The 26377-nt window shown below is 65.2% G+C and carries 16 protein-coding genes and 3 rRNA genes; 10 read left to right on the forward strand and 9 right to left on the reverse strand.

What is annotated here, in order from left to right; genetic code table 11:
* Positions 1-58: 58 nt before the first annotated feature.
* Positions 59-1372 carry a nicotinate phosphoribosyltransferase gene (locus A5756_RS05265; protein WP_066948369.1) on the forward strand — a complete coding sequence of 438 codons (1314 nt, stop codon included), beginning with the start codon at positions 59-61 and terminating at the stop codon, positions 1370-1372.
* Between the two features lie 19 nt (positions 1373-1391).
* Positions 1392-3398, forward strand: coding sequence for an ATP-dependent DNA helicase (locus tag A5756_RS05270; RefSeq protein WP_066948373.1), 2007 nt, complete (start codon positions 1392-1394; stop codon positions 3396-3398).
* A gap of 2 nt (positions 3399-3400) precedes the next feature.
* Here A5756_RS05270 and glgP read toward each other — a convergent pair whose 3' ends face one another.
* Positions 3401-6040, reverse strand: coding sequence for an alpha-glucan family phosphorylase (gene glgP / locus A5756_RS05275; RefSeq protein WP_066948376.1), 2640 nt, complete (start codon positions 6038-6040; stop codon positions 3401-3403).
* A gap of 403 nt (positions 6041-6443) precedes the next feature.
* Between glgP and A5756_RS05280 the strand changes: the two genes are divergently transcribed.
* Positions 6444-8558, forward strand: a complete 2115-nt coding sequence (locus A5756_RS05280) for an alpha-1,4-glucan--maltose-1-phosphate maltosyltransferase (RefSeq protein ID WP_066948379.1) — start codon at positions 6444-6446, stop codon at positions 8556-8558.
* Between the two features lies 1 nt (position 8559).
* Positions 8560-10755 (forward strand): 1,4-alpha-glucan branching protein GlgB, encoded by a 2196-nt coding sequence (gene glgB / locus A5756_RS05285; RefSeq protein ID WP_066948382.1) that lies wholly within the window; start codon positions 8560-8562, stop codon positions 10753-10755.
* 4 nt (positions 10756-10759) lie between these two features.
* Here the strand turns inward: glgB and A5756_RS05290 are convergent, their stop codons facing one another.
* Together A5756_RS05290 and A5756_RS05295 are read right to left on the reverse strand one after the other, a co-directional pair.
* Positions 10760-11683 carry a tetratricopeptide repeat protein gene (locus tag A5756_RS05290; RefSeq protein ID WP_066948384.1) on the reverse strand — a complete coding sequence of 308 codons (924 nt, stop codon included), beginning with the start codon at positions 11681-11683 and terminating at the stop codon, positions 10760-10762.
* 175 nt (positions 11684-11858) lie between these two features.
* Complete coding sequence (locus A5756_RS05295; protein WP_066948387.1) at positions 11859-13040, reverse strand: acetyl-CoA C-acetyltransferase; 1182 nt, start codon at positions 13038-13040, stop codon at positions 11859-11861.
* 78 nt (positions 13041-13118) lie between these two features.
* Here A5756_RS05295 and mce point away from each other — a divergent pair, with 78 nt between their 5' ends.
* Positions 13119-13586, forward strand: coding sequence for a methylmalonyl-CoA epimerase (mce, locus tag A5756_RS05300; protein ID WP_082948363.1), 468 nt, complete (start codon positions 13119-13121; stop codon positions 13584-13586).
* Between the two features lie 10 nt (positions 13587-13596).
* Here the strand turns inward: mce and A5756_RS25275 are convergent, their stop codons facing one another.
* Both A5756_RS25275 and nucS read right to left on the reverse strand, forming a co-directional pair.
* A complete protein-coding gene (locus A5756_RS25275; RefSeq protein WP_082948364.1) occupies positions 13597-13893 on the reverse strand; it encodes a hypothetical protein in 297 nt (98 codons plus the stop codon).
* A 19-nt stretch (positions 13894-13912) separates the two neighbouring features.
* Complete coding sequence (gene nucS / locus A5756_RS05305; RefSeq protein WP_066948396.1) at positions 13913-14584, reverse strand: endonuclease NucS; 672 nt, start codon at positions 14582-14584, stop codon at positions 13913-13915.
* Between the two features lie 45 nt (positions 14585-14629).
* Here nucS and A5756_RS05310 point away from each other — a divergent pair, with 45 nt between their 5' ends.
* The 4 genes from A5756_RS05310 to A5756_RS05325 all read left to right on the forward strand — a co-directional run bounded on the left by A5756_RS05310 (position 14630) and on the right by A5756_RS05325 (position 18842).
* Positions 14630-16252 carry an adenylate/guanylate cyclase domain-containing protein gene (locus A5756_RS05310; RefSeq protein WP_066948400.1) on the forward strand — a complete coding sequence of 541 codons (1623 nt, stop codon included), beginning with the start codon at positions 14630-14632 and terminating at the stop codon, positions 16250-16252.
* 60 nt (positions 16253-16312) lie between these two features.
* On the forward strand, positions 16313-16693 hold the full coding sequence (locus A5756_RS05315) for a hypothetical protein (RefSeq protein ID WP_066948405.1): 381 nt from the start codon (positions 16313-16315) through the stop codon (positions 16691-16693).
* A gap of 152 nt (positions 16694-16845) precedes the next feature.
* Positions 16846-18342, forward strand: coding sequence for a DNA-3-methyladenine glycosylase 2 family protein (locus A5756_RS05320; protein WP_066948408.1), 1497 nt, complete (start codon positions 16846-16848; stop codon positions 18340-18342).
* Positions 18339-18842, forward strand: a complete 504-nt coding sequence (locus A5756_RS05325) for a methylated-DNA--[protein]-cysteine S-methyltransferase (RefSeq protein WP_066948412.1) — start codon at positions 18339-18341, stop codon at positions 18840-18842. Before A5756_RS05320 ends, A5756_RS05325 begins: the two co-directional genes overlap by 4 nt.
* Positions 18843-18902: 60 nt before the next feature.
* Here A5756_RS05325 and rrf read toward each other — a convergent pair.
* The 4 genes from rrf to murA all read right to left on the reverse strand — a co-directional run bounded on the left by rrf (position 18903) and on the right by murA (position 25640).
* A 5S ribosomal RNA gene (rrf, locus tag A5756_RS05330) occupies positions 18903-19015 on the reverse strand.
* A 92-nt stretch (positions 19016-19107) separates the two neighbouring features.
* Positions 19108-22205, reverse strand: a 23S ribosomal RNA gene (locus A5756_RS05335).
* Between the two features lie 281 nt (positions 22206-22486).
* Positions 22487-24015 (reverse strand): 16S ribosomal RNA (locus A5756_RS05340).
* Together the 16S, 23S and 5S rRNA genes form the textbook arrangement of a ribosomal RNA operon.
* A gap of 371 nt (positions 24016-24386) precedes the next feature.
* Positions 24387-25640 carry a UDP-N-acetylglucosamine 1-carboxyvinyltransferase gene (gene murA / locus A5756_RS05345; RefSeq protein WP_066948415.1) on the reverse strand — a complete coding sequence of 418 codons (1254 nt, stop codon included), beginning with the start codon at positions 25638-25640 and terminating at the stop codon, positions 24387-24389.
* Between the two features lie 138 nt (positions 25641-25778).
* Between murA and A5756_RS05350 the strand changes: the two genes are divergently transcribed.
* Entirely contained in the window at positions 25779-26363 is a 585-nt protein-coding gene (locus A5756_RS05350; RefSeq protein ID WP_066948419.1) for a cob(I)yrinic acid a,c-diamide adenosyltransferase, read from the forward strand.
* Positions 26364-26377: the final 14 nt, after the last annotated feature.

Genomic DNA, 26377 nt, shown 5'->3' on the forward strand with positions numbered 1-26377 from the left:
GATACCGAGCGACCGGCGAGGTTTCCGAGCCCCCGAGGGCAGCCGATACCGTTATGGAATGAACGACCCGGTCGTAACTGGGCTGCTTACCGACAAGTACGAGTTGACGATGCTGGCGGCGGCGCTGCGAGACGGTACCGCCGACCGACCGACGACCTTCGAATTGTTCGCGCGCCGACTCCCCGAGGGGCGCCGCTACGGCGTGGTCTGTGGGACCGGGCGCCTGCTCGAAGCGTTGCCGCAGTTCGGCTTCGACGACGAGGCGTGTCAGCTGCTGGCGCAATTCCTCGATCCAGATGCGTTGCGCTACTTGCGCGATTTCCGGTTCCGCGGTGATATCGACGGCTACGCCGAAGGCGAGCTGTACTTCCCCGGCTCTCCCGTCTTGTCGGTGACCGGCACGTTCGCCGAATGCGTCGTGCTCGAGACACTGGCGTTGTCGATCTTCAACCACGACACGGCGGTCGCGTCCGCAGCGGCGCGAATGGTGAGCGCGGCCAGGGACCGTCCGCTGATCGAGATGGGGTCACGGCGAACCCACGAGCATGCCGCGGTCGCCGCGGCACGCGCGGCCTATATCGCCGGCTTCGCCGCGTCCTCCAACCTCGAGGCCCAGCGCCGATACGGAATCCCCGCGCAGGGCACGTCGGCGCACGCGTTCACCATGCTGCACGCGAGCGGAGAGCCCGCCGATGTGACCGAACTGGCCGCTTTCCGCGCGCAGGTCGACGCGTTGGGCGTCGACACCACGCTGCTGGTGGACACCTACGACGTGACGACCGGCGTTGCCAACGCCGTGGCCGCCGCCGGGGAGTCGCTCGGCGCGGTCCGTATCGATTCCGGGGAGTTGGGCGTGCTGGCCCGCCAGGTCCGCGAGCAGCTCGACGGTCTGGGAGCCACCGCAACCCGCATCGTGGTCTCCGGCGACCTCGACGAGTTCTCGATCGCCGCCCTGGCTGCCGAACCGGTGGACAGTTACGGCGTCGGCACGTCGCTCGTGACGGGTTCGGGCGCGCCGACGGCGAATATGGTCTACAAGCTGGTCGAGGTCGACGGAATGCCGGTGCAAAAGCGCAGTAGCCACAAGGAATCCCGCGGCGGCCGCAAAGAGGCGCTGCGCCTGACGCGCACGTCCGGCACCGTCACCGAGGAGCTGGTGTATCCGGCCGGCCGCCGGCCCTCGGTCACCGAGCCGTCGCGGGTGTTGACCGTCCCGCTGGTCCGTGGTGGCGACGTGGTGTCCAAACCGAATGTGGCCGCGGCACGCGAGCTGGTAGCTTCCGGGCTGCGCAGTCTGCCGTGGGAAGGGCTGAACCTGTCCCACGGAGAACCCGCGATCCCGACCACGCAGATCCCCGCCGGCCGCCGGTAGCACCGCAGAGCAAAAGAGGCTGACCACGTCCGAAGTGTCCGTGCCCGAGTTGCTGGCCATCGCCGTGGCTGCGCTCGGCGGCAGCGAGCGCAGCGGCCAGCTCGAGATGGCCGACGCCGTCGCGCGGGCGTTTGCCACCGGCGAGCATCTCGTCGTGCAGGCCGGTACCGGCACCGGAAAGTCGCTGGCCTACCTGGTGCCCGCGATCGTCCGCGCCATCGATGACGACTCGCCAGTCGTCGTATCCACGGCCACCATCGCGCTGCAGCGGCAGCTCGTCGATCGGGACCTACCCAGGCTGATCGATTCGATCGCCGACGCCCTTCCGCGCCGCCCGCAGTTCGCGCTGCTCAAGGGCCGCCGAAACTATCTGTGCCTGAACAAGATTCACAATGGCGGCGCCGAGGCCGAGGAAGACGCCGGCGACCGGCCGCAGGAGGAGCTCTTCGATCCGATGGCGTCCACCGCCCTGGGCCGCGACGTCCAACGGCTCACCACGTGGGCGTCGACGACCGAGTCCGGTGACCGCGACGACCTGAAACCCGGTGTGCCGGATCGATCCTGGTCCCAGGTCAGCGTTTCGGCACGGGAATGCATAGGCGTGGCCCGCTGCCCGTTTGGCTCCGAATGCTTCTCCGAACGGGCGCGCGGCCGGGCCGGGGGTGCCGACATCGTGGTCACCAACCATGCGCTGCTCGCCATCGACGCCGTCGCCGAGTCTGCGGTGCTGCCCGAACATGCGCTGCTGGTCGTCGACGAGGCCCACGAACTGGTCGACCGGGTGACGTCGGTGGCCACCGCGGAGCTGACACCGGCCGCCCTGGGCGTCGCGGCGCGGCGGATCGCCCGATTGGTCAATCCGGAACTGACCCAGCGGCTGGAGGCGGCGACGGCCAACTTCGCCGCGGCGATCCATGACGGCACACCGGGCCGCATCGACCGCCTCGACGAGGAGCTCGCGACGTACGTGACCGCCCTGCGCGACGCGGCCGGCGCGGCGCGCTCGGCGATCGACACCACGAGCGACGCGAAAGCCGCCGCCGCACGCGCCGAAGCGATAGCGGCGTTGAGCGAGATATCCGACGCCGCCTCGCGGGTCCTGTCGTCGTTCACCCCGGCCATTCCCGATCGCACCGAAGTCGTGTGGCTGGATCACGAGGACAACAGGGGGGCGATGCGCCCGGTGCTGAGGGTGGCGCCGCTGTCGGTCGCGGGCCTGCTGCGCGACCGGGTGTTCGCCCGTTCCACCACCGTGTTGACGTCGGCGACCCTGACCATCGGCGGGTCCTTCGACGCGATGGCCGCGGCGTGGGGTTTGACCGCTGCCGATACCGAAATGCCATGGCGCGGCGTCGACGTCGGCTCGCCGTTTGAGCACGCCAAGGCCGGAATCCTCTATGTCGCCGCACACCTACCGCCACCTGGGCGGGACGGCACCGGGTCGGCCGAGCAGCTGACCGAGATCGCGGAGCTCATCACGGCGGCGGGCGGGCGGACGCTGGGATTGTTCTCGTCGATGCGCGCCGCGCGGGCCGCCGCGGAAGCCATGCGCCAACGGCTGTCGATGCCGGTGCTGTGTCAGGGCGACGACAGCACCTCCGCGCTGGTGGAGCAGTTCAGTGCCGAGGAGCAGACCTCGTTGTTCGGCACGCTGTCGCTCTGGCAGGGCGTCGATGTTCCGGGGCCGTCCCTGTCCCTGGTGCTCATCGATCGCATCCCGTTTCCGCGGCCCGACGACCCGCTGCTGGGCGCGCGCCAGCGAGCGGTGGCCGCGCGCGGCGGCAATGGCTTCATGGCGGTCGCCGCCAGCCACGCCGCGTTGCTGTTGGCGCAGGGCTCGGGTCGGCTGTTGCGCCGCATCACCGACCGCGGGGTGGTCGCGTTGCTGGATTCGCGGATGGTCACCGCCGGTTACGGCGGCTACCTGCGTGCCTCGCTGCCGCCGTTCTGGCAGACCACGAATCCGGCGCAGGTCCGCGCCGCCTTGGAGCGGCTGCGCACCGCGTCGGAGGGCCTTCCCGCGTGAGGTCAGCGGGCCAGAGTGACCAGACCCAGCTCGGTGCCGGCGCCAAGCATCGGGTGATGGGGCAGCACGCGAACGGTGTATCCGACCGCCCCGGCCAGCGGTAACGACAGCGTCGTCGAGAACACCTGGTTGCCGCCCTCGGCGGTCCCGGTATACGACATCTCGACGGTGACCGGGTCCAGCAGCGCGTCGCTGGCGTCGACCCTGCCCACCACCCCTTGGACCGTGACCTCGTCGGGCGCCAGCCCGGCGAGCGCCACGGTGGCGGTCAGGGTCAGCTTGGAGCCGAGCACGGGCGTGTCCGGCAGCCCGGTGCTGTCCACATCGGTGATGGTGATCTTGGGCCAGGCCTCCTCGGCGCGCCGACGGTAGGCGGCCACCTCGCGGGCCGCCCCGAACTCAGCGCCGTCCGCACCGTCCTCGGCGGGACCGATGGTCCTGCGCAGCGACTGCGCCGCGTGCGTGTAGTACCGCTCGACGTAGTCGCGCACCATGCGCGAGGCCAGCACCTTCGGGCCGAGCGTCTGCAGTGTGTGCCGCACCATCTCGATCCACCGTGGCGGCACCCCGTGTTCGTCACGTTCGTAGAACTTCGGCGCCACGGCCTGCTCCAGCAGATCGTAGAGCGCGCTGGCCTCCAGGTCGTCCCGGCGAGCCTCGTCGGCCACGCCGTCGGCAGACGGTATCTCCCAACCGTTTTCGCCGTCGTACCACTCGTCCCACCACCCATCTCGGATGGACAGGTTCAGCCCACCGTTGAGGGCGCTCTTCATCCCGGAGGTGCCGCAGGCCTCCAGCGGCCGCAGCGGATTGTTCAGCCAGACGTCGCAGCCCCAGTACAGGTGCCGGGCCATGGACATATCGTAGTCGGGCAAAAACGCGATGCGGTGGCGCACTTCCGGCCGGTCGGCGAAACGCACCACCTGCTGGATCAACGCCTTCCCCCCGTCGTCGGCCGGGTGCGACTTCCCGGCGACGATCAGTTGAATCGGCCTGTCCTCGTCGAGCAGCAGACGTTCGAGCCGCTCCGGGTCGCGCAGCATCAGCGTCAGCCGCTTGTACGTGGGCACCCGCCGGGCGAACCCGATGGTGAGCACATTCGGATCGAATGCCGTTGCTATCCAGCCTAATTCGGCGTCTGATGCGCCGCGTTCCAGCCAGGATTTACGCAGTCGCTGCCGGACGTCCTCGACAAGCAGCGACCGCAATTGCGAGCGGATCCACCAGAGATGCCCCGCGTCAACCTGGTTCAGTCGGAGCCAGACGCCCGGATCGCCGAACGAATCCGACCCGGCCAGTTCGCGCCCCAACTGCAACCATTGCGGCGCCGCCCAGGTGCGCGCGTGAACTCCGTTGGTGATCGACCCGATCGGCACCTCGTCCGCGTCGAACCCGGACCACAGCTCGTTGAACATGGCCCGGCTCACCTCACCGTGCAGCAAAGAGACTCCGTTGGCCCGCTGCGCCAGCCGCAGACCCATGTGCGCCATGTTGAACTTGGTCGGATCGTCCTCGGCGCCGAGCGCGAGAATCCGGGCCGTCGGTACGCCCGGCAACAACGAGGGCGCACTCTTGGCACCGGCTTTCTTCTTACCGGGATCGTCCTCGACGTGACCGTCGAAGTAGAGCCGTACCATGTCGATGGGGAACCGGTCGATACCCGCGGGCACCGGAGTGTGAGTGGTGAACACGGTGCTGGATCGCACGACGGCCAGCGCGGTGTCGAAGTCCAACCCGGCATCGACCATCAACTCGCGGATGCGTTCCGCTCCGAGGAACCCCGCGTGCCCCTCATTCATGTGGAACACCTCGGGCGCGGGCAGGCCTTCGATGGCGGTGAACGCGCGGATCGCCCGCACCCCGCCAATGCCGGCCAGCAGCTCCTGCCTCATCCGGTGTTCCTGGTCACCGCCGTACAGCCGGTCGGTGATGCCGCGCAGCTCATGCTCGTTCTCGGGGACATCGGAATCGAGCAGAAGCAGCGGTACCCGGCCCACCTGAGCAACCCAGATCCGCGCGTGCAGCTGGGCGGAGTCGGGAAGCGTGAGCTCAACCAGGACGGGATCGCCGGCGGCATCGGTGAGTAGCCGCAGCGGCAGCCCTTGCGGATCCAGCGACGGATAGGTCTCGTTCTGCCAGCCGTCTGCGGTCAGCGACTGGCGGAAATAGCCGGACCGGTAGTAGAGGCCCACCGCCACCAGGGGCACCCCCAGATCGGAGGCCGACTTCAGGTGATCCCCCGCGAGGATGCCCAAGCCGCCCGAGTAATTGGGCAGCACCTCCGCGACGCCGAACTCCATCGAGAAGTAGGCGATCGCCGTCGGCATCGCCACGCCTTCGGCTTGCTGCTGCTGGTACCACAGCGGACGGCTCAGGTACTCGTTCAGGTCGGCGGCCAACTGATCGAGCCGGCCGAGGAACGCTTCGTCGAGCGCCAGCTCATCGAGTCGTGCTGGGTTCACCGCGCCCAGCAACGCCACCGGATCAGAGCCGCACCGCTCCCACAGGCCGTCGTCGATGGTTGCGAACAAGTCCTGGGTCGGCTTGTCCCATGACCATCGCAAGTTGGTCGACAGCTGATCCAGCGCGGCCAGCCGTTCGGGAAGGTGAGCGCGGACGGTAAAGCGGCGGAGGGCTTTCACGCGTCCTTACCTTACTGAGGATTTCGCCCCACGCACGGCGGCGGTAGAGACCGCTTTTCCCGCCGAGGGTGTGACCGGACACTAGGCTGGGTATCGGTTAGTTATTGGGGCCGCAACGCTGCTTCCCCACAAAGGAAGTTCCCCACGACAGGAAGTTTCGCCAGACGAGAGGCCTTCCGCGGCGGAGCACACCGCGGTTGGGCCGCACACAATCGGAACCAGTCGACGACGATGCGGTCCGAGAATGCGGACCGAGGAGGAGTCGGCTAGTCGGAACCAGTCGACGACGATGCGGTCCGCGAGAATGCGGACCGAGGAGGAGTCGGCTAGTCGGAACACTGCCGGCGACGATGCGGTCCGCGAAGCGGGCCGAAGAAGAGCTGGCAAATCGGAACGGAGTGTTGTGCCTGGTCGTGTCGAGATCGATAACGTACAACCGGTCGTCTCCTGCGGCGCGTATCCCGCCAAGGCGGTGGTTGGTGAGACCATCCCGGTCAGCGCGGCGGTATGGCGGGAGGGCCACGAGGCCGTCGCGGCGACGCTGGTCGTGCGATACCTCGGGCCGCGTTATCCGCAGGTAAACGAAACCCGCCGGATCAAAGCGGTCCAGGCCCCGGTGAAGGCCGCGACGGAAGTCGACGGGGCCGGCGATCAGCAACGGATCAAGCCGCTGCTGCTGCCGATGACGTTGGGCCTCGAGCCCTATGTCTTCCACGGGCAATTCACGCCCGACCGGGTGGGCCTGTGGACCTTCAGAATCGACGGGTGGGGCGACCCCATCCACTCCTGGCGGCACGGCCTGGTCGCCAAGCTCGAGGCCGGCCAGGGCGAGACGGAACTGTCCAACGACCTCTTGGTCGGGGCCGCGCTGTTCGAGCGCGCCGCGATGGGGGTGCCGCGCGCGCGGCGCGAACCGCTGATGGCGGCCGCGACGGCGTTGCGAAGCCCCGGGGACCCGATCACCCGCACCGTGCTGGCCCTGGGGCCGGAAATCGACGAGATCCTGGCCGAGTATCCGTTGCGCGATCTGGTCACCCGCGGCGACCAGTACGGGGTCTGGGTGGACCGGCCGCTTGCCCGCTTCGGCTCCTGGTACGAGATGTTCCCCCGCTCGACCGGCGGGTGGGACGCCGAGGGCAAGCCCGTGCACGGCACGTTCGCCACCGCGGCCGCCGAGCTTCCGCGCATCGCGGCAATGGGATTCGACGTGGTGTACCTGCCGCCGATCCACCCGATCGGCAAGGTACACCGCAAGGGCCGCAACAACTCTCCCACCGCCGCTCCCGGAGATGTCGGTTCTCCGTGGGCAATCGGCAGCGACGAGGGCGGCCACGATGCCGTCCACCCGGACCTGGGCACGATCGAAGACTTCGACGCATTCGTCGCCGCGGCGCGTGAGCTGGGCATGGAGGTGTCGCTGGACCTGGCGTTACAGTGCGCCCCGGACCATCCGTGGGCGCGCGATCACCGTGAGTGGTTCACCGAGCTGCCCGACGGCACCATCGCCTACGCGGAGAACCCGCCCAAGAAATACCAAGACATCTATCCGCTCAACTTCGACAACGATCCGGCGGGCCTTTACGACGAGGTGCTGCGCATCGTCCGGCACTGGATGGACCACGGCGTCAAGTTCTTTCGGGTCGACAACCCGCACACCAAGCCGCCGAACTTCTGGGCATGGCTGATCGCCCAGGCGAAGAGCATCGACCCCGATGTGCTGTTCCTCTCGGAGGCCTTCACGCCCCCGGCCCGCCAGTACGGACTGGCCAAGCTCGGGTTCACGCAGTCCTACAGCTACTTCACCTGGCGCACGGCCAAGCAGGAGCTCACCGAGTTCGGCGACGCCATCGCCGCCGCCGCGGACTTTCGGCGCCCGAACCTGTTCGTGAACACCCCGGACATCCTGCACGCCATCCTGCAGCACAACGGCCCTGGCATGTTCGCGATCCGGGCGGTACTGGCGGCGACCATGGGCCCGGCCTGGGGCGTGTATTCGGGTTACGAGCTCTTCGAGCACCGCGCGGTGCGGGAAGGCAGTGAGGAGTACCTGAACTCGGAGAAGTACGAATTGCGGCCTCGTGATTTCGCGGGCGCCCTGGCCGAAGGGCGCTCGCTCGAACCGTTCATCACGCGGCTCAACTCCATACGCCGGCTACATCCGGCGCTGCAGCAGTTGCGTACCATCCATTTCCACGCCGTGGACAACGATGCGCTGCTTGCCTACAGCAAGTTCGACCCGGCGACCGGCGACTGCGTGTTGGTGGTCGTGACGCTCAACGCGTTCGGGGCCGAAGAGGCCACGCTGTTTTTGGATATGGCGGCTTTGGGTATGGAGCCCTATGAGCGTTTCTGGGTGCGCGACGAAATCACCGGCCAGGAATTCCAATGGGGGCAAACAAACTACATTCGCATCGACCCTGCGCGAGCGGTCGCGCATGTCATCAACATGCCACTCATCCCGCAGGAGTCCCGAATGACGCTGCTCCGCAGGCCACCAAAAGGACCGGAGGGATTGTGACATGAGCCAAGCCGACCAACTCGCCAGGACACACCTGGCGCCCGACCCCGCCGACCTGTCGCGCCTGCTGGCCGGAACCCATCACAACCCGCACGGCATCCTGGGCGCCCACGAGTACACCGACCACACCGTCATCCGGGCGTTCCGCCCGCACGCGGCCGAGGTCGTGGCGCTCGTCGGAGACGACCGGTTTCCGTTGGAGCACATCGAGTCCGGCCTGTTCGCCGTAGCGCTCCCCTTCGTCAACCTGATCGACTACCGCCTGCAGGTGAAATACGAGGGTTCCGACCCGTACACCGTCGCCGACGCCTACCGTTTCCTGCCCACTTTGGGCGAGATCGACCTCTTCCTGTTCGGGGAGGGCCGGCACGAGCGACTCTGGGAAGCCCTTGGCGCGCACCCCCGTTCGTTCACCACAGCCGACGGCGTCGTCAACGGCGTGTCGTTCGCGGTGTGGGCGCCCAACGCCAAGGGCGTCAGCCTGATCGGCGAGTTCAACGGCTGGACCGGCAGCGATGCCCCCATGCGGTCGCTGGGCTCCTCGGGTGTGTGGGAGTTGTTCTGGCCCGACTTCCCCGCCAACGGCCTGTATAAGTTTCGCGTGCACGGCGCCGACGGCGTCGTGACCGATCGGGCCGACCCCATGGCGTTCGCCACCGAAGTGCCGCCGCACACCGCGTCCCGCGTGACGCGCAGCGAATACACGTGGCAGGACGCCGAATGGATGGAACGGCGCGCCCAGCGCAATCCGGTGTTCGAGCCGATGAGCACCTACGAAGTCCACCTCGGCTCGTGGCGCCCAGGACTCGGGTACCGGCAACTGGCCGAAGAGCTGACCAATTACGTGGTCGAGCACGGGTTCACTCACGTCGAGTTGCTCCCGGTCGCCGAGCACCCGTTCGCCGGGTCGTGGGGCTACCAGGTGACGTCGTACTACGCGCCGACATCGCGATTCGGCACGCCCGACGAATTCCGGGCGCTGGTCGATGCGCTGCACCACGCCGGCATCGGCGTCATCGTCGACTGGGTGCCGGCGCACTTCCCGAAGGATGCGTGGGCGCTGGGACGGTTTGACGGCACCCCGCTTTACGAACACGCTGATCCCAAGCGCGGTGAGCAACTCGACTGGGGCACTTACGTTTTCGACTTCGGACGCGCCGAGGTGCGTAACTTCTTGGTGGCCAACGCGCTGTATTGGCTCGAGGAGTACCACGTCGACGGGCTACGGGTCGACGCCGTTGCCTCCATGCTGTACCTGGACTACTCGCGCCCCGAGGGCGGCTGGACGCCGAACATCTACGGCGGGCGGGAAAACCTGGAGGCCGTGCAATTTCTGCAGGAGATGAACGCCACGGTGCACAAGTCGGCCCCGGGCATCGTCACCATCGCCGAGGAGTCGACGTCGTGGCCCGGCGTCACCCGCCCGACAAACCTTGGCGGCCTGGGCTTTTCGATGAAGTGGAACATGGGCTGGATGCACGACACGCTCGACTACATCAGCCGCGACCCGATCTACCGCAACTACCACCACCACGAGATGACGTTCTCGATGCTCTACGCATTCAGCGAGAACTACGTGCTGCCGATCAGCCACGACGAAGTCGTGCACGGCAAAGGCACGCTGTGGGGGCGCATGCCGGGCAACAACCATGTCAAGGCGGCCGGACTGCGCAGCCTGCTCGCCTACCAGTGGGCGCACCCCGGCAAGCAATTGCTGTTCATGGGCCAGGAATTCGCCCAGCGCGCCGAGTGGTCCGAGGAGCGCGGCCTGGATTGGTGGCAGCTCGACGAGCAAGGCTTCTCGAACGGCGTCCTGCGTCTGGTGCGCGACATTAATGACATCTACCGCAACCACCCCGCGCTGTGGAGCCAGGACACCGTCCCCGACGGTTACTCCTGGATCGACGCGAACGACTCCGCCAACAACGTGTTGAGCTTCCTGCGGTACGGCAGTGACGGCTCGGTCATGGCCTGCGTCTTCAACTTCGCCGGCAACGAGCACAGCGGATACCGCCTCGGCCTGCCGTCCGCCGGCCGTTGGCGCGAGGTGCTCAACACCGACGCCACCGACTACAACGGCACCGGCATCGGCAACATGGGCGGTGTCGACGCCACCGAGGACCCGTGGCACGGGCGACCCGCGTCGGCGGTGTTGGTGCTGCCGCCCAACTCGGCCCTATGGCTGGAGCCCGAGTAGGCCGTCAGTAGAGCGCGTTGGCGAGGTTGCGCCGTCCGGCGACGACCTCGGGATCGGCAGGATCGAAAAGTTCGAAAAGCTCGATCAATCGGGTGCGCACCCGGGTGCGCTCGTCCCCGGACGTGCTGCGCACCAAGGCAATCAGGCGGTCGAAGGCCGCGCTCGCATCCTGGTTGAGGATTTGCACGTCGGCGGCGGCGAAGGCCGCGTCGATGTCGCTCGGTGCCGCGTCGGCAGCCGCGAGGGCATCCGGCGAGTGGGTGGTTGCGCGCGTCAGAAAATCGATCTGCCGGATCGCGCCCTTGGCTTCGACGCTGCCCGGGTTGGCGTCCAGGATCGCTTGATACGAGGCTCTGGCCGCCTCGAAATCACCGGTCTCGAGCTGTTCGCGGGCCGCTGCCAGCTCGGGGTCGACCTCATCGGAGTCCGCGGAACCGCTTGGGCCCTTGAGCTTTCCGGCCGTGGCCGAGAGAAGCGAATCCACCCAGCCTCGCAACTGGTCGGGCGGCTGCATCCCCTGGAAGCTGGACAGCGGCTGCCCGCCGGCCAGAGCCACGACGGTCGGCACCGCATCGACACCGAATATCTGGGCCACCCTTGGCGCCACGTCGACGTTGACCGTCGCCAGGGACCACTTGCCGTTGTCCTCGGCGGCCAGGCCGGACAGGATGTCGACGAGCTGGACACACGCATCGCTGCGCGGGGACCAGAGCAGCACCACGACCGGCACTTCCTCGGACCGGAGCAGGACTTCGGTTTCGAAATTGGCCTCGGTGATCGCGGTAACTCCGGGACCGGCCTCAGCGGCCGGCGTTGCGCCGGCGCCCGTCGCGCCTGCCGGCGGCTGTTGCTGGGCCCGCTGCTTCAGGCCGGACAAGTCGACCGCACCGGCCATCGCCGGGCCTATCGAGGGTCGCGGGCGCGTCACGTCGTCAAGTTTGTCATGGGCGTCGGTGACCTATCCACCCGGTGGCGAGGACGTCCGGGCCGGTCCGGAGGTCGCACCAACGGGCCCGACCGGCAGATATGACCAAGATCACAAAACTTACCGTACGTCTGGAGCCAGCAACGTCCTCTGAGGGCGCTAGCGCCCCCCGGTCGAGCTACTTTGCCCGCAGAATCAGCGCGTCGCCCTGGCCACCCGCGCCGCACAGGGCGGCGACGGCGTAGCCGGAGCCGCGGCGGGCCAGTTCCAGGGCCGCATGCAGCGTGATCCGTGCGCCCGACATCCCGATGGGATGCCCGACGGCGATCGCACCGCCGTTGACGTTGACGATCTCGGGATCCAGGCCGAGTTCGCGGGTCGATGCCAGCGCGACCGCCGAGAACGCCTCGTTGATTTCCACGACGTCCAGCTGGTCGACGGAGATGCCCTCGCGGCTGAGCGCTTTCTTGATCGCGTTGGCGGGCTGGGATTGCAGAGTGGAGTCCGGCCCGGCCACCACGCCGTGGGCGCCGATTTCGACCAGCCAGGTCAGCCCGAGCTCTTCTGCCTTGGCCTTGTTCATCACCACCACGGCGGCCGCCCCGTCGGAGATCTGAGACGCCGAACCGGCGGTGATGGTGCCGTCGCGACGGAAGGCCGGTTTGAGGCCGGCCAGGGACTCGGCGGTGGTGTTGGCGCGGATCCCCTCGTCCTCGGTGAACTGCAGCGAATCACCCTTGCGCTGGGGGATGTTGACCGGCACGACTTCGTCGGCGAAGACGCCGTCCTTCCACGCCGCGGCCGCCTTCTGATGCGACCGCGCAGCGAACTCGTCCTGCTCCTGGCGGGTGAATTTGTCCACGTCGTTGCGCTGCTCGGTGAGCGCGCCCATCGGCTGGTCGGTGAACACGTCGTGCAGACCGTCGTAGGCCATGTGGTCAAGGACCGTGACGTCGCCGTACTTGTAGCCCGTCCGGCTGTCCATCAGCAAATGAGGCGCCTTGGTCATCGACTCCTGCCCCCCGGCCACCACCACGTCGAACTCTCCGGCGCGAATGAGCTGGTCAGCGAGCGCGATGGCGTCGATACCGGACAGGCACATCTTGTTGATGGTCAGCGCCGGGACGTCCCAGCCGATGCCGGCCGCAACGGCCGCCTGGCGCGCGGGCATCTGGCCGGCCCCGGCCGTCAGCACCTGCCCCATGATCACGTATTCGACCGCCGAGGCGGGCACGTTGGCCTTCTCCAGCGCGCCGGCGATCGCGATGGCACCCAGGTCGCTGGCCGAGAAATCCTTCAGCGAACCCATCAACTTGCCGATCGGCGTGCGCGCTCCAGCAACGATCACCGACGTGGTCATGAAAACCTCCTAGGGGTCCGTGGACGGCCGGTTCGGCCTCCCGGAGAAGCGCAATCTTTGCCGCCAGGTTACCTTTATGTGATGACGACCGATCAAGTTGACGCCCGTCAGATCCTGGCCACCGGCCTGGTGACGGCGATCGATCACGTCGGCATCGCAGTCGCCGACCTGGACGCGGCAATCGCCTGGTATCACGACCACCTCGGCATGAACCTGGTGCACGAGGAAGTCAACGAGGAGCAGGGAATCCGCGAGGCCATGCTGGCCGTGCGCGGTGCGCCGGCTGGTACCGCGCAGATCCAGCTGATGGCCCCGTTCGACGACTCCTCGACCATCGCGAAGTTCCTCGACAAGCGCGGGCCCGGCATCCAGCAGATGGCGGTTCGCGTGAGCGACCTCGACAGCGTGATCGAGCATCTGCGCGCCCAGGGCATCCGGCTCATCTACGACGCGCCGCGTCGCGGCACGGCAAACTCGCGGATCAACTTCATCCACCCCAAGGACGCCGGCGGCGTGCTCATCGAGCTGGTCGAACCGGCCGCCTGAGTCCCTCAGATCACGACCACTTCCGGGTCGGGCCGCGCGTGGCGCGGTGGCTCCAGCACGGGGCATGCCAATGCCGCCGATCGTCAGCTCCCCCGAGCGTCGAATCGATCGGCCACACCACCAGATGTGCGGTGCCGGCGCGTATTTCGTGGTCACAACCGGGGCAGCGGTACGTCTTGACCGCACGATCCGCGGCGACGGGACGGACTTCGTACTCGTGGCCGTCGGGCCCGGTCTCCACCCGGCGCGGCACCAGGGGCGGCGGTGACGCCCGCTGCCGGCGTGGCGGTGTGCGGCGCCTAGCCATGCCGCCAGCCTAGCGGGGTTCAGAACAGCCGGTACTCGTCGCTGTCCATCCCCCGCATCTTGTCGTAATCCAATGTGATGCAACGGATCCCGCGGTCAGTAGCCAGCGTGCGCGCCTGCGGCTTGATCTGCTGGGCGGCGAACACCCCCTTCACCGGCGCGAGCACGCTGTCGCGATTGAGCAACTCGAGGTAGCGGGTGAGCTGCTCGACGCCGTCGATCTCGCCGCGCCGCTTGATTTCCACCGCGACGGAACCGCCCTGCTCGTCACGGCAGAGCAGGTCGACGGGCCCGATGGCGGTCATGTATTCGCGACGCACCAGCGTGTAGCCCGCACCGAGCAGCTGCACGTGTTCGGCGAGCAACGCCTGCAAGTGGGCTTCGACGCCGTCCTTGACCAGCCCGGGGTCAACGCCCAGATCGTGGCTGGAGTCGTGCTCGACCTCCTCGACGGTGATGCGCAGCTGTTCCCCGGCCTTGTTCTGGACGACCCACACGGGCAGCTGATCACCGGGCTCCTCGGTGAGCCAGCAAGGTGGACTCATCCAGTTCAGCGGCTTGTAGGCGCGGTCGTCGGCGTGCACGCTGACCGATCCGTCGGCCTTGAACAGCAACAGCCTGCGGGCCGACGGAAGATGCGCGGTGAGCCGGCCGACGTAGTCCACAGTGCACTGGGCGATCACTAGACGCACCCGACTCACCTTAGAGCGTGGCCGACAAATTAGGCTGACGCCACCATGTCGGCCAACCAGAGCTTGGCAAAACGGATCGGCCGGGTGCTCGAGACGGTCACCCGGCAGAGCGGGCGGCTACCAGAGACCCCGGCGTACGGCTCGCTGCTGCTGGGACGGGTTTCCGAAAGCCAGCGACGTCGCCGCATCCGCATCCAGGTCATCCTGACGGTGTTGGTCTTGGGCGCCAACCTGATCGGCATCGCCGTTGCGCTGCTCCTGGTGACCATCGCCATTCCGCAGCCCAGTGTGTTCGACGCGCCCGGGTGGATCACCTTCGCGGCGTCACCGGCCTATATCGCGCTGGCACTGGCGGTGGGCACCTATTGGATCACCCGCAGGACCGTCGTATCGCTGCGCTGGGCGATCGAGGAACGCACGCCGAACCGGGAGGACGAGCGAAACACTTTTCTGGCCCCATGGCGCATCGCCCGCTTCGATCTCATCCTGTGGGGTGTCGGGGCGACGGTCCTGACGACGCTTTACGGACTGGTCAACACGCTGTTCATCCCGCGCTTCCTCATCGCGGTCGGCATCTGCGGCATCTTGGTGGCGACCGGCAGTTATCTGCTCGCCGAGTTCGCGTTGCGCCCGGCGGCGGCTCAGGCGCTCGAAGCGGGGCCACCACCGCGGCGATTCGCCTCGGGGATCATGGGCCGGACCATGGTGGTCTGGTTCCTCGGCTCGGGCCTGCCCGTTCTCGGCATCGGCTTCCTGGCCGGCTTCCAGGCCGTGATGCGCAATCTGACCGAGACGCAATTCGCCGTCGGCGTGCTGATCGTATCGATCGCCACGCTGATCTTCGGCTGCCTTTTGATGTGGATCCTGGCCTGGCTCACCGCAACTCCAGTCCGCGTGGTCCGCGCGGCGCTGAGGCGTGTCGAGCGCGGTGATCTGCGGGGCGACCTGGTGGTATTCGACGGAACCGAACTCGGTGAGCTACAACGCGGATTCAACGCGATGGTCGACGGGCTGCGCGAGCGCGAACGGGTTCGCGATCTGTTCGGCCGGCACGTCGGGCGCGAGGTCGCCCTGGCCGCCGAACGCGAGCGGCCGAAGCTGGGCGGAGAAGAACGGCATGTGGCGGTCGTATTCATCGACATCGTCGGGTCGACCAGGCTGGTGACGACCCGGCCCGCGGCGGAGATCGTCCAGTTGCTCAACCAGTTCTTCGCGATAGTCGTCGAGGAAGTGGACCGACACTGCGGGCTGGTCAACAAGTTTGAGGGCGATGCAACGCTGGCCGTGTTCGGGGCGCCCAATCATCTGGACTGCCCCGAAGAGCAAGCGCTGGCCGCCGCGCGCGCCATCTCCGAGCGACTGAACAACGAAATCTCGGTGTGCCGGGCCGGTATCGGGGTGGCGGCGGGGCAAGTCGTTGCCGGGAACGTCGGCGCCCGGGAACGCTTCGAGTACACCGTAATCGGCGGGCCGGTCAACGAGGCAGCCCGCCTGTGCGAGCTTGCCAAGTCGTACCCGGGCCTACTGCTTGCGGCGGCCGACGCGCTGGAAGGTGTGAGCGAGAAGGAGCGCGCCCGTTGGTCTTTGGGCGAGACCGTGACCCTCCGCGGACACGAGCAACCAACCCGCCTCGCCACGCCCGCCGACCCGCCGGCTCAACGCGATTGATTTCGGGCCCGAATGGGTAAGGGGACTAAGGACATCGCCCCTCGAGAGATTGGTGTTGACATGACCGGTAGTGGGACTGCCCGCCGTGTTTCCCTGGCCGCGGGCATCGCCGCGGCAATCGCCCTGAGTTCGTTCACCGCGGGATGCAGTTCGAACAACAACAACAAGAGCCCGACGACTTCGACCGTCACCACCACCGTCACGACGCCCGCGAGCGTCACCACGACGGCACCGGCCGCAACGACTCCCGCCGGACCGGGCGGCGGCGGCCCCGAGACCGGACCCGGGGGCGCCACGACCGCCGGACCGGGTGGTTCCGGCGCCGGCGCCGGTCCCGGCGGGGCGAGTGCCGGTGTGCCCGGCGCGGGGGCTTCCGCCGGACCCGGCGGAGCGGGCGCCTGCGCCGGCGGCGTTTGCGTCGGAACCCCTCCCGCCCCGTAACGCTCGAGCTACGGCTACCGGCCGGTAGCCGTAGTTGCACCGATGCGCCGTTTTGGTGCGGGGCCGCCGTCCGTCAGGGCTCCCGATCCGTCCGCACTACGATGTCGTTTTTCCGCCAGTTTTGTCGGCGGGCGGGTGTAAGTCTTGTAAGCGTGCACGAAGACTTCGAACGCTGCTACCGCGCCGTCCAGTCCAAGGACGCCCGGTTCGACGGCTGGTTCGTCACGGCGGTGCTGACAACCGGCATCTATTGCCGGCCCAGCTGCCCGGTGCGGCCGCCTTTCGCTCGCAACGTCCGGTTCTACCCGACCGCCGCCGCTGCTCAGCGCGCAGGATTCCGGGCATGTAAGCGGTGCCGTCCCGACGCGTCTCCGGGGTCGCCGGAATGGAATGTGCGCGGTGACGTCGTCGCACGGACGATGCGGCTCATCGCCGACGGCACGGTGGACCGTGAAGGTGTCGGCGGTTTGGCGGCCCATCTCGGTTACACCACCCGTCAGCTGGAGCGGCTGTTGCAGGCCGAGGTCGGCGCCGGCCCGCTCGCGCTGGCCCGCGCCCAACGAGCGCAGACCGCCCGCCTGCTCGTCGAGACCACCAACCTGCCGTTCGGCGACATCGCGTTCGCTTCGGGATTTTCCAGCATTCGCCAGTTCAACGACACCGTGCGCTCGGTCTTCGACAATGCGCCGACGGAGCTGCGCCGGCGCGCCGCGGATCCATCGAGCGCCGCAAAACTCGGAGCCGCTTCGGCGGGGACGGTCAGCCTGCGGTTGCCGGTGCGCACGCCGTTCGCCTACAAGGGCGTCTTCGGTCATCTCGCCGCCGGCACGGTGCCCGGCTGCGAGGAGGTCCGCGAAGGTGCCTACCGACGCAGTCTGCGCCTTCCGTTCGGCAGCGCCGTGGTCGCCCTGACACCGGTGATCGACCATGTCCGCTGTGTGCTCACCCTCGACGATTTTCGTGACCTGACGACGGCGATTGCCCGCTGTCGCCGGCTGCTGGATCTCGACGCCGACCCCGAGGCGGTGGACGACGCGCTGGCCGGGGACCCGTACCTGGCTCCCGTGGTGGCCAAGGCGCCCGGCCAACGCATTCCGCGCACCGTCGACGAGGCTGAGCTGGCCGTGCGGGCGGTCCTGGGGCAGCAGGTGTCCACCAAGGCGGCCCGAACCCACGCCGGCCGCCTGGTCGCGGCATACGGTGAGCCGGTCGCGGACCCCGACGGCGGATTGACCCGCACCTTCCCGTCAGCCGAGCAGCTCGCCGAGATCGACCCCGTCCACTTGGCGGTCCCCAAAGCGCGCCGGCGAACCCTCAACGCATTGGTCGCCGGCCTGGCCGACGGCAGTATCGTCCTGGACAGCGGGAGCGAGTGGGAATCCGCCCGCAGGCAATTGCTGGACGTGCCCGGAGTAGGCCCATGGACCGCAGAGGTGATCGCGATGCGCGGCCTCGGTGATCCGGACGCGTTCCCCGCCACCGACCTTGGCCTTCGCCTGGCCGCCAAGCAGCTGGGCTTACCGATTGGCGAACGGGCCCTGGTCGCCCATGGCGTCCAGTGGCGCCCTTGGCGCTCCTACGCCACCCAATACCTATGGACCACCCTCGAGCATCCGGTTAACCAATGGCCACCACAGGAGGTCGCATGATCGAGTACCGCACCATCGACAGCCCAATCGGGCCGCTGACCCTTGCCGGCCAGGACTCGGTTCTGACCATGCTTCGGATGGTCGACCAGACCTACGAGCCGAGCCGCACCGGCTGGGCCCCGAATCCGGCGGCATTCAACGAGGCCACTGAGCAACTCAACGCTTATTTCGAGGGCGAACTCACGGAGTTCGATTTCAAATTCGAGCTGCGCGGCTCCGCATTTCAGCGGCGAGTGTGGGAGGCCCTTCGGACTATCCCCTATGGCGAAACCAGATCGTACGGACAAATCGCGGCACAGATCGGCGCCACCGGCTCCGCTAGGGCCGTTGGGTTGGCCAATGGCCACAACCCGATCGCAATTGTCATCCCCTGCCATCGCGTCATCGGTGCCAACGGCAGCCTCACCGGCTACGGCGGCGGCCTCGACCGAAAGCGAACGCTGCTCGCATTGGAAAAGAAACGCGCATCGGTGAATTCGGCTCTGACTCTATTCGACTAATAACGCACCGGCGTCAGCGAATGCAAAAACACCCCCGTTGCCGGGGGTGTTTTTGTGTATGTTCGGCGGTGTCCTACTTTTCCACCCGGATGGGCAGTATCATCGGCGCTGACAGGCTTAGCTTCCGGGTTCGGAATGGGACCGGGCGTTTCCCTGTCGCTGTGGCCGCCGTAACTCTATTTAAATTTGGTTTCGGTGGGGGGTGTGGCGTCAGAGCGTCCCGCGACTAATAGTCGCTGGAACTGAAAAGTGGTTGCGATTGTGTGTTGGTAAGTTTTCGGCCGGTTAGTGCCAGTTCCCTACACCCATTACTGGGCTTCCAGGTCTGGCCTATCGATCCCGTGGTCTGCGGGGGGCCTTATCCCTCTAAAAGGGTGAGAAACCTGATCTTGGAGAAGGTTTCCCGCTTAGATGCTTTCAGCGGTTATCCTGTCCGAACGTGGCTATCCAGCCGTGCCCCTGGTGGGACAACTGGTATACCAGAGGTTCGTCCGTCCCGGTCCTCTCGTACTAGGGACAGGTTTCCTCAAGTTTCTGACGCGCGCGGCGGATAGAGACCGAACTGTCTCACGACGTTCTAAACCCAGCTCGCGTGCCGCTTTAATGGGCGAACAGCCCAACCCTTGGGACCTGCTCCAGCCCCAGGATGCGACGAGCCGACATCGAGGTGCCAAACCATCCCGTCGATATGGACTCTTGGGGAAGATCAGCCTGTTATCCCCGGGGTACCTTTTATCCGTTGAGCGACACCCCTTCCACTCGGGGGTGCCGGATCACTAGTCCCGACTTTCGTCCCTGCTTGACTTGTAAGTCTCGCAGTCAAGCTCCCTTGTGCACTTACACTCAACACCTGATTGCCGTCCAGGTTGAGGGAACCTTTGGGCGCCTCCGTTACATTTTAGGAGGCAACCGCCCCAGTTAAACTACCCGCCAGGCACTGTCCGTGAACCCGATAAGGGTTCGACGTTAGGTGTCCAATACGATCAGAGTGGTATTTCAACAACGACTCCGCCCCAACTGGCGTTGAGGTTTCACAGTCTCCCACCTATCCTACACAAACCGTACCGAACACCAATACCAAGTTGTAGTGAAGGTCCCGGGGTCTTTTCGTCCTGCCGCGCGTAACGAGCATCTTTACTCGTAGTGCAATTTCGCCGAGTCTATGGTTGAGACAGTTGGGAAGTCGTTACGCCATTCGTGCAGGTCGGAACTTACCCGACAAGGAATTTCGCTACCTTAGGATGGTTATAGTTACCACCGCCGTTTACTGGGGCTTAAATTCTCCGCTTCACCTTACGGTTAACGGGTCCTCTTAACCTTCCAGCACCGGGCAGGCGTCAGTCCGTATACATCGTCTTGCGACTTCGCACGGACCTGTGTTTTTAGTAAACAGTCGCTACCCACTGGTTTCTGCGGCCGAATCCCGCTCCCACCGCAAGGGTGTTCACGGTATTCCGGCCCCCCTTCTCCCGAAGTTACGGGGGCATTTTGCCGAGTTCCTTAACCATAGTTATCTCGTACGCCTTGGTATGCTCTACCTGACCACCTGTGTCGGTTTGGGGTACGGGCCGTGTGTGTGCTCGCTAGAGGCTTTTCTTGGCAGCAGAGGATCACCGAATTCACCTCAATCGGCTATGCATCACCTCTCAGGATTAATGAGCGACGGATTTGCCTATCGCTCTCCCTACAGGCTTGCCCCAGTATTACCACTGACTGGTACGGCTACCTTCCTGCGTCACCCCATTGCTTGACTACTACCAACGAAGGTCCCACGCAGCCGGCGATCCTCGCACCCCGAAGGGATTGATAGACCACCATTTGGGTGGTTAGTACCGCTGATTCGTCAGGGACGCCCACACACGGGTACGGGAATATCAACCCGTTGTCCATCGACTACGCCTGTCGGCCTCGCCTTAGGTCCCGACTCACCCTGGGCGGACTGGCCTGGCCCAGGAACCCTTGGTCTTACGGCGGGCAAGGTTCTCACTTGCCTTATCGCTACTCATGCCTGCATTCTCACTCCCCCAAACTCCACCACCGGTTACCCGGTAGCTTCGCTGCATGGGGGACGCTCCCCTACCCAACCTTGCGGTTGCCGCGGCTTCGGCGGTGTGCTTGAGCCCCGCTACATTATCGGCGCACAATCACTTGACCAGTGAGCTATTACGCACTCTTTCAAGGGTGGCTGCTTCTAAGCCAACCTCCTGGTTGTCTTTGCGACTGCACATCCTTTTCCACTTAGCACACGCTTAGGGGCCTTAGCCGGCGATCTGGGCTGTTTCCCTCTCGACGTACGGAGCTTATCCCCCGCCGTCTCACTGCCACGCTATACACCACGGCATTCGGAGTTTGGCTGACGTCAGTAACCTAGTAGGGCCCATCGGCCATCCAGTAGCTCTACCTCCGTGGTGAAACACGTAACGCTGCACCTAAATGCATTTCGGGGAGAACCAGCTATCACGGAGTTTGATTGGCCTTTCACCCCTACCCACAGCTCATCCCCTCAGTCTTCAACCTAAGTGGGTTCGGGCCTCCACGCGGTCTTACCCGCGCTTCACCCTGGCCATGGGTAGATCACTCCGCTTCGGGTCCAGAACACGCCACTACACCCCAAAGGGGATGCGCCCTATTCAGACTCGCTTTCGCTGCGGCTACCCCGCACGGGTTAACCTCGCGACGTGTCCCTGACTCGCAGGCTCATTCTTCAAAAGGCACGCCATCACCCCACAAGGAGGCTCTGACGGATTGTAGGCACACGGTTTCAGGTACTCTTTCACTCCCCTCCCGGGGTACTTTTCACCATTCCCTCACGGTACTAATCCGCTATCGGTCATCGAGAAGTATTTAGGCTTACCGGGTGGTCCCGGCAGATTCACAGCAGATTCCACGGGCCCGCTGCTACTCGGGAATTGATACAAGGTAGGTGCCGGGTTTTCGCGTACCGGGCTTTCACCGTCTACGGCAGGCCGTCCCAGGCCACTTCCGCTAACCACGACACTTTATGACTACCCCTCAGCCAGGTAGAGCTGAGACATATCAATCCCACTACCCCGCACACACAACCCCTACCCGGTTACACATGCGTGCGGTTTAGCCTGTTCCGCGTTCGCTCGCCACTACTGACGGAATCACAATTGTTTTCTTCTCCTACGGGTACTGAGATGTTTCACTTCCCCGCGTTACCTCCCGCACCCTATATATTCAGATACGGGTAACACGACATCACTCGTGCTGGGTTTCCCCATTCGGAAATCCTCGGATCAAAGCTAGGTTGACAGCTCCCCGAGGCATATCGCAGCCTCCCACGTCCTTCATCGGCTCTCGATGCCAAGGCATCCACCATGCGCCCTTAGACACTTACATACACACAAAAATCAAAAAGAAATTACACATTTTAACGAACACGCGACCGTTGCCGGCAACGCATCCGTTTAGATGCTCGCAACCACTATCCAATACTCAAACACCACACCCCACCACCAAGATGGAGGGACACCACACGGACTGGCCGAGTGTTGTCTCAGGGCCCAATAGTGTGTCTGGCAATCATTTGCTGTTGTGCACCCGGCCCTCACCCACTACAGGTGAGAACCCCGCACGGCTTACATCCCACCAATTGGGATGTTTTTCGTGGTGCTCCTTAGAAAGGAGGTGATCCAGCCGCACCTTCCGGTACGGCTACCTTGTTACGACTTCGTCCCAATCGCCGATCCCACCTTCGACAGCTCCCTCCCAAAGGGTTAGGCCACTGGCTTCGGGTGTTACCGACTTTCATGACGTGACGGGCGGTGTGTACAAGGCCCGGGAACGTATTCACCGCAGCGTTGCTGATCTGCGATTACTAGCGACTCCGACTTCACGGGGTCGAGTTGCAGACCCCGATCCGAACTGAGACCGGCTTTAAAAGGATTCGCTTAACCTTACGGCATCGCAGCCCTTTGTACCGGCCATTGTAGCATGTGTGAAGCCCTGGACATAAGGGGCATGATGACTTGACGTCATCCCCACCTTCCTCCGAGTTGACCCCGGCAGTCTCTCACGAGTCCCCGGCATTACCCGCTGGCAACATGAGACAAGGGTTGCGCTCGTTGCGGGACTTAACCCAACATCTCACGACACGAGCTGACGACAGCCATGCACCACCTGCACACAGGCCACAAGGGAACGCCTATCTCTAGACGCGTCCTGTGCATGTCAAACCCAGGTAAGGTTCTTCGCGTTGCATCGAATTAATCCACATGCTCCGCCGCTTGTGCGGGCCCCCGTCAATTCCTTTGAGTTTTAGCCTTGCGGCCGTACTCCCCAGGCGGGGTACTTAATGCGTTAGCTACGGCACGGATCCCAAGGAAGGAAACCCACACCTAGTACCCACCGTTTACGGCGTGGACTACCAGGGTATCTAATCCTGTTCGCTCCCCACGCTTTCGCTCCTCAGCGTCAGTTACTGCCCAGAGACCCGCCTTCGCCACCGGTGTTCCTCCTGATATCTGCGCATTCCACCGCTACACCAGGAATTCCAGTCTCCCCTGCAGTACTCTAGTCTGCCCGTATCGCCCGCACGCTCACAGTTAAGCCGTGAGATTTCACGAACAACGCGACAAACCACCTACGAGCTCTTTACGCCCAGTAATTCCGGACAACGCTCGCACCCTACGTATTACCGCGGCTGCTGGCACGTAGTTGGCCGGTGCTTCTTCTCCACCTACCGTCAACTCACGAAGTGAGCCTTCGTCGATGGTGAAAGAGGTTTACAACCCGAAGGCCGTCATCCCCCACGCGGCGTCGCTGCATCAGGCTTGCGCCCATTGTGCAATATTCCCCACTGCTGCCTCCCGTAGGAGTCTGGGCCGTATCTCAGTCCCAGTGTGGCCGGACACCCTCTCAGGCCGGCTACCCGTCGTCGCCTTGGTAGGCCATCACCCCACCAACAAGCTGATAGGCCGCGGGCCCATCCCACACCGCAAAAGCTTTCCACCACAAGGCATGCGCCGAGTGGTCCTATTCGGTATTAGACCCAGTTTCCCAGGCTTATCCCGAAGTGCAGGGCAGATTGCCCACGTGTTACTCACCCGTTCGCCACTCGAGTACCCCCGAAGGGGCCTTTCCGTTCGACTTGCATGTGTTAAGCACGCCGCCAGCGTTCGTCCTGAGCCAGGATCAAACTCTCCAAACAAAATCTCCTCGCAGAACGAGGTGAATTTCAAATCAGAGAAAATCTGACCTAACAAAAAGACACCAAATAACTGGCATCAAAAATTGCCATACCCGCACACGGGGAGTGCTTAGGTATGGCCAAAAAAACAACAACAAATAAAAAGACCAAACACACTATTGAGTTCTCAAACAACACTTGTTTCGCCCGTTTTGGGGCAACCCTGCCAGCTTAATACAAGTCCGGCAGTGGAGTCAACTCCCAGTTTTGGTCTTCCAGAGACCGTTTCGGGAGCAGCCGTGCCAGGCTAGTACCAATCCAGCGAGGGAGTCAAGCGCCCGGGGTGTCGACCGCCTGGTGTGGCGACCGGCCCTGCGGGGCACTGACTTTGGTTACTCTACCCGCTCGATCTCCGCTCCCAAAATCGCCAGGTTTTCGACGAACAAGGGGTAGCCGCGATCGATGTGGAAGACGTCGTGGACCTCGGTGTCACCGTCGGCCACCAGCCCCGCCAACACCAGGCCGGCGCCGGCCCGAATATCCGAACACCACACCGGGGCGCTCGACAATTGCGGCAGACCTCGTACGACGGCATGGTGCCCGTCGGTGCGGGCGTCGGCGCCCAACCGGATCATTTCTTCGACGAAGCGGAAGCGCGCCTCGAAGACGTTCTCCGTGATCATCGACGTGCCGTCGGCGATCGACGCCAGAGCGATAGCCATCGGCTGCAGGTCGGTCGGGAACCCGGGGAACGGCAGCGTCGCGACGTTGACGGCCTTGGGGCGCTCGTACTGCGTGATCCGGAAGCTGTTGTCCGTTTGGGTGACCGTCGCGCCGGCGTCGTGCAGTTTATGCAGCACGACCTGGAGGTGGGCCGGGTCGACGCCCGTCACCGAAATGTCGCCTCGGGTCATCGCAGCCGCGATGCCCCACGTGGCCGCAACGATGCGATCGCCGATCACGCGGTGCTCCGTCGGGTGTAGCCGGGGAACGCCGGTGATGGTCATGGTCGGCGAACCCGCACCTTCGACCTGCGCGCCCATCTGATTCAACATGGTGCACAGGTCCACGACATCGGGTTCGCGCGCCGCGTTGTGGATCGTGGTTACGCCCTCGGCGAGGACGGCGGCCATCAGGATGTTTTCGGTGGCTCCCACCGACGGAAACTCCAGCTGAATCTCCGCGCCGCGCAACGTGTCGGCCTGGGCGACGACGCAGCCGTGCTCGATGTTGCATTGCGCGCCCAGTTGGCGCAGGCCCGACTGGTGCATGTCCAGCGGACGAGACCCGATCGCGTCGCCGCCCGGCAGGGCGACCCTGGCCCGCTTACACCGGCCAACCAGCGGCCCAAGCACGCAGACCGATGCGCGGAACTGTCGTACCGCAGCGAAATCGGCGTCGTATTTCGGCTCGTCGGGTGAGGTGATGCGGGCGACGTCGCCGTCGAGCTCGACGGTGGCGCCGAGCCCACGCAACACCTCGGCCATCAACGGCACGTCGAGGATGTCGGGGCAGTTGGTGATGGTGCTGGTGCCTTCGGCCAGCAGGGTCGCTGCCATCAGCTTGAGCACGCTGTTTTTGGCGCCTCCCACTGCGACTTCGCCGGACAACCGGTTTCCGCCGGTCACCACGAATCGCTCAGCCACCCGCGTCAGTCTAGTGAAGCGGTATCGCCTTGTCAGTCAGCCCGCTTGACGGCGATGCGCTCCGCCGAGCGAAGTGAGGTGGAATCAAGCGGTCAGCCGAGGCTCCATGCCCACCCGGGCCGCAGTACCGTCTTGCTCATGGCGATACACCTGACCCGGATCTATACGCGAACCGGTGACGACGGCACGACGGGGTTGAGTGACTTCTCGCGGGTCTCCAAGAACGACCCTCGCCTGGTCGCGTACGCCGACTGCGACGAGGCCAACTCGGCGATCGGCGTCGCGATCGCCTTGGGGCAGCCCGACGAGGAAACCGCTGGCGTACTGCGGCAGATCCAGAACGACCTGTTCGACGCGGGCGCGGACCTGTCGACCCCGGTGGTGGAAAACCCCGAATATCCCCCGCTGCGAATCACCCAGCCCTACATCGATCGACTGGAAGGCTGGTGTGACAAATATAACGAGCACCTGCCGGCGCTGAATTCCTTTGTGCTGCCGGGCGGTTCGCCGTTGTCGGCGCTTCTGCACGTCGCCCGCACGATCGTCCGTCGTGCGGAACGATCGGCCTGGGCGGCGATCGATGCCGCGCCGCAGCAGATCAACGTGCTTCCGGCGAAATACCTGAACCGCCTGTCGGATCTGCTTTTCATCCTGGCACGTGCGGCCAATCCCGACGGTGACGTGTTGTGGCAACCCGGCGGAGGCGCGCCGACCCCGGGTTAGCCTGCGGCACGCGG

Origin of the sequence: Mycobacterium sp. 852002-53434_SCH5985345, assembly GCF_001667155.1 — a bacterium.
In the GTDB taxonomy this organism is placed as follows: domain Bacteria; phylum Actinomycetota; class Actinomycetes; order Mycobacteriales; family Mycobacteriaceae; genus Mycobacterium.

Bases quoted from the DNA above. Each gene is read 5' to 3' on its own strand.
- A5756_RS05265 (WP_066948369.1), top strand. From the start codon at position 59: ATGAACGACCCGGTCGTAACTGGGCTGCTTACCGACAAGTACGAGTTG.
- glgB (WP_066948382.1), top strand. From the start codon at position 8,560: ATGAGCCAAGCCGACCAACTCGCCAGGACACACCTGGCGCCCGACCCC.
- A5756_RS05295 (WP_066948387.1), bottom strand. From the start codon at position 13,040: ATGACCACGTCGGTGATCGTTGCTGGAGCGCGCACGCCGATCGGCAAG.
- A5756_RS25275 (WP_082948364.1), bottom strand. From the start codon at position 13,893: ATGGCTAGGCGCCGCACACCGCCACGCCGGCAGCGGGCGTCACCGCCG.
- A5756_RS05310 (WP_066948400.1), top strand. From the start codon at position 14,630: ATGTCGGCCAACCAGAGCTTGGCAAAACGGATCGGCCGGGTGCTCGAG.
- A5756_RS05315 (WP_066948405.1), top strand. From the start codon at position 16,313: ATGACCGGTAGTGGGACTGCCCGCCGTGTTTCCCTGGCCGCGGGCATC.
- A5756_RS05325 (WP_066948412.1), top strand. From the start codon at position 18,339: ATGATCGAGTACCGCACCATCGACAGCCCAATCGGGCCGCTGACCCTT.
- A5756_RS05350 (WP_066948419.1), top strand. From the start codon at position 25,779: ATGGCGATACACCTGACCCGGATCTATACGCGAACCGGTGACGACGGC.